This is a genomic window from Microcoleus sp. AT8-A3, assembly GCF_036705675.1.
Lineage (GTDB): Bacteria > Cyanobacteriota > Cyanobacteriia > Cyanobacteriales > Microcoleaceae > Microcoleus.
In genome coordinates, this window is record NZ_JAUBVD010000133.1 from 1 (window position 1) to 2,751 (window position 2,751).

Annotated in this window: 3 protein-coding genes; all 3 read left to right on the forward strand. The window is 46.6% G+C overall.

Translation table 11 applies throughout. The features are described from left to right. The first annotated feature begins 60 nt into the window (after positions 1 to 60). The 3 genes from QUB51_RS30195 to tnpC all read left to right on the forward strand — a co-directional run bounded on the left by QUB51_RS30195 (position 61) and on the right by tnpC (position 2,658). Positions 61 to 393, forward strand: coding sequence for a hypothetical protein (locus tag QUB51_RS30195; RefSeq protein ID WP_333264543.1), 333 nt, complete (start codon positions 61 to 63; stop codon positions 391 to 393). Between the two features lie 548 nt (positions 394 to 941). Next, a complete protein-coding gene (locus tag QUB51_RS30200) occupies positions 942 to 1,106 on the forward strand; it encodes a hypothetical protein (RefSeq protein WP_333212858.1) in 165 nt (54 codons plus the stop codon). A 49-nt stretch (positions 1,107 to 1,155) separates the two neighbouring features. Beyond that, on the forward strand, positions 1,156 to 2,658 hold the full coding sequence (gene tnpC / locus QUB51_RS30205; RefSeq protein ID WP_333058662.1) for an IS66 family transposase: 1,503 nt from the start codon (positions 1,156 to 1,158) through the stop codon (positions 2,656 to 2,658). The last annotated feature ends 93 nt before the right edge of the window (positions 2,659 to 2,751 follow it).

Genomic DNA, 2,751 nt, shown 5'->3' on the forward strand with positions numbered 1-2,751 from the left:
CAAAATTGGGACGTATTCTCCGCTTATAAAGCCAGTTTAGGCTTTGTTTGGGCTTAAAATTTGTTTAAGTCCCGATATGTAAGTCAGCAGCAGCGCCAACAGGAAGCTGAGGCGATATTAGCTTCCCCAGGGGAAGACTTGGAAGCTTCACGGCAAGCGCTGGAGGCTATATACAGCGCGGACTTACCGGAACCGGAAGTGACTACCTTAGCTACCGCTTCCGAGCCAACTCCCCTAGATAAATCGCTGTATGCGGAAATCTGTAAGTCACGGGAAGTGGGCAAAACTAATACTTGGATTATTGAGAATATTCTCAAGATGAAGGGGAGAAAGTTCGCAGACGGTAAGGTGAAATTGCAAGAACTGCTGAGCAAGTTTGAGGGCGAAGCGTAGCACACTTTGAGCAAAACACATCCAGCACGTATGTAGATGTCCGAAGGCCGTAGGGTTTCGCACTATGCAGCACATATGTAGATAGATGCAGTACGTATGTAGATTTTGGAAACCCGTAGGGTTTCCAAGCAAATAACACAGTTGTAGAACAGCGGTATTTTTTGCAAGCCACAAACCCTTGGCAACCTATACTACGCGACTGCACCATCACCTGAGCTACTACTGTCTCTTATAATTAGTGAACGCGCTTGTTTGAAATGAAATCCACGTTCTGCGGCTGACAGGGGGAGTAGAGCAAGCGCTTATGGCTAAAAGGTTGTAGAGCGAAGCCGCCGATGTCGAGTTGCCCTGAGCCTTCACTATTTTTCCCTAATCCTTTGCTGACAATCGGGGTTATACCATTTTTTTAAAGATGTGATAGACTTGTGTAAAAAGTAAAGGAGAGAATTACAATGGGGAGCATCCCGATTTTGTAAAAGTGCTATCCAGAGAGGATAATAGGTAGAGCGTCAACGGAAGCGTGAACTGCATTTGTAGGAGGAGTGGCTATGACCCCTGAACAGAAGGAGCGTTTAAAAGCTTGTGCTGCTGAGATTGCCGAGATTATGTACACAAATACTCCGGTCTCAGAATTATCAAGTCTGGAAACAATCGAAAAGCATATTCGAGAGCAATGGCTAGAATTAGTCGGGCCCGAGGTTGGTTTTTTGTAGAAGTTCACGGGGGTAGCAAAAACCCAAAAAATCTGATAAGGTGAGGCACATGGAGAAGACAGTGCCGGAATTAATGGCGGCAATCAGCCCAGCAGAGTGGGCGCAAGTGCCAGGCAGCATCCTCGAACTAATTTACGAATTAGTGGGTAGGATGGATCAGTTTGAACAGGAAATAGGGGAACTGAGAACAGAAAACGAGCTTCTCAAAGAGCAATTAGCCAGAACTTCGGCAAATTCATCACAACCACCATCGAAGAATCCTCAAGGATTTAAGCCAAATAGAAAGGAACCCACCGGAAAGAAGCGGGGTGGGCAACTAGGACATTCGGGACATGAACGGAAGCTATACCCGACCGAAATGTGTCAAGAAGTAATCAACCATTACCCACAGCAATGTAGTGGATGTGGAGGCATCCTAGAGATTGAAAATAATGGTCAAGCATATCGACATCAAGTAGTGGAAGTCCCACCAGTACAGCGGCTCGTCATCGAACATCAGTTTCATCCAATTACCTGTACTTGTTGTGGGAAAGAAAATCAAGCCCCAGAAATGACCGAAATAATAGGAATGGGTGGATATGGTCCAAGAACAGCAGCCTATGTAGGTTTATTCAGTAGTGAGTATCGACAATCCTACCGCCAAATACGTGCGCTGATGCAGGCGGTATTTGGGATTGAAATGTCCGTCGGCACTATCAATCGTCTACGGACAGAAGTGAGTGAGGCAGTTGGCGATGGGGTCACAGCAGCCCAACATTACATCCAGCAGCAGCCGAATGTGGGAGTAGATGAGACTGGATTTCAGCAGCGGAATGGAGATGGTCTAAATGCCACCAAGACCAGCGGTTGGCTGTGGGTGGCTGTAACGCCATTGATTCAGAGCTTTCAGGTAATTTTAAGCAGAGCTAGTAGTGCTGCTCAAACGGTTTTGGGCGAAACTTTTAGTGGCTCGATCACCAGCGATCGTTGCCCTGCCTATAATTGGGTGGATGTCAATCACAGGCAACTGTGTTGGGCACACCTCAAACGAGATTTTATTCAAATATCCGAACGAGTTGGAGCTTCAGCCCAAATCGGCAAATCCTTGCTGGAGCAGGAAAAAGAGCTTTTCAATCTCTGGCATAAATTTAGAAATGACCAACTCACTCGTTCGGAGTTGAAAGAAAGGGTTGAACCTATTAAGACTGAAGTTTTGAGCATCTTGCTAGAAGCTTCGCAGTTAGACATCGACGAGAGGGAAAAGACCCCACTGGCAAAAACTGTGCGGACTTGCCGTAATTTACTAAAGTTGGAAGTGGCTCTGTGGTTATTTATCTCCTCAGATGGTGTAGAGCCGACCAATAATGCCGCTGAGAGAGCCATTCGCCCTGCTGTGATTTGGCGACGGACTAGCTTTGGTTCAGATTCAGCAGCAGGAAGTCTGTTTGTTGCCCGTTTACTCACCGTCGTGTCTTCTCTCAAGCTGCAAGACCGGAATATTCTTGAGTTCCTGACTGAATCTGTCTTGAGTGCTCGTTCTGGTCGGACTCCTCCTTCTCTTCTGCCACGCTAACCCCGTGAACTTCTACGGTTTTTTTTTATCAAACAGGCAACAGGAACAGAATCAGGACGGTCTCGCACAGTAAAAAGTTGCATTGGTAAGCTA

Bases quoted from the DNA above. Each gene is read 5' to 3' on its own strand.
- QUB51_RS30200 (WP_333212858.1), top strand. From the start codon at position 942: ATGACCCCTGAACAGAAGGAGCGTTTAAAAGCTTGTGCTGCTGAGATT.
- tnpC (WP_333058662.1), top strand. From the start codon at position 1,156: ATGGAGAAGACAGTGCCGGAATTAATGGCGGCAATCAGCCCAGCAGAG.